General features: G+C 43.5%; 1 protein-coding gene and 1 pseudogene. Both read right to left on the minus strand.

Annotation, left to right across the window (positions count from 1 at the left end; genetic code table 11):
* The coding region (locus A3739_RS24425; RefSeq protein ID WP_197472545.1) for a hypothetical protein at positions 1–435 on the minus strand (435 nt) is incomplete at its 3' end.
* Between the two features lie 273 nt (positions 436–708).
* A pseudogene (locus A3739_RS30365) lies at positions 709–1,098 on the minus strand (hypothetical protein); the annotation flags it as partial.

The following is a 1,098-nucleotide window of genomic DNA, read 5'->3' on the forward strand; positions in this document are numbered from 1 at the left end:
CTCTTCCAATGGATCCTTATCTTTCTTCTCAGCTTCTTTCTTCTTCTCTTCTTTCTTCTTCTCTTCTTTCTTCTTCTCTTCTTTCTTCTCAGCTTCTTTCTTCTCGGCTTCCTTCTTCTCGGCTTCTTTCTTCTCGGCTTCTTTCTTCTCAGCTTCCTTCTTCTCGGCTTCCTTCTTCTCGGCTTCCTTCTTCTCGGCTTCCTTCTTCTTGGATTCCTTCTTCTTGGATTCCTTCTTCTCAGCCTCTTTCTTCTCGGCTTCTTTCTTGTCCGACTTCGGTTCATCTTTCTTCAGCTGAACAGTTACAGATTTGTCCTGCACTTCTTCCGTAAAATCGACAGGATTATAGATAAGATAGGTCGCAACGGAGCTATGCAGCAACAAGCTTCCGATGAAAGTAAGGCTGTATCGTTTACGGTATCCTTTTGGTAGCATCCGTCTAATTCTTATTTGCTGCTTTGATTTATTGTTCGCGAGGAAAACTATGGGAGACGTTGTTCAGTTTAAAAGACCTTCGCTCAAAGCGAAGCATAAAGGAAAAAGCCTTTGTAAGCATGGCTTTCACAAATGGGTGGTCGAAAAAGAGAACCAGTTTGACGTTAAGCAAGGGAGGCTTGTCACAGTTATGCGCTGTGCGAGATGCAAAGAGAAAAAGATTGAGTTGAAGTAGCGCAAACGACACCGTTCACGCTACTTTTATCAGATGTATTACTGCGCTTCTTGCTGCGCTTTAATCGCCGCGACTTTCTTATCACGATTTTGAGCAATAGCTTCAGTTGCTTCACTACCAATATGGCCTTGGCCACGTGCGCGCGCTAAGTCAATCTGTTTTTGACGTTCTTCGAATCGTTTGATCTGGCTAGGCGTGTGTTTGCCAAAACACTTAGGACAACTCACACCTTTTTTGTAGTGTTCGTGTTCCATATCTTCGGCAGTAATTGGAAGTCGACATGCGTGGCACTGATCATAAGCGCTTTTGTTTAGATCATGATCAACCGCAACACGATTATCAAACACGAAGCAATCGCCTTCCCACATCGTATCTTCTTTAGGGACTTCTTCCAGATATTTAAGGATGCCACCCTCTAGATGATAAAC

The organism is Oleiphilus sp. HI0067 (assembly GCF_001635735.1).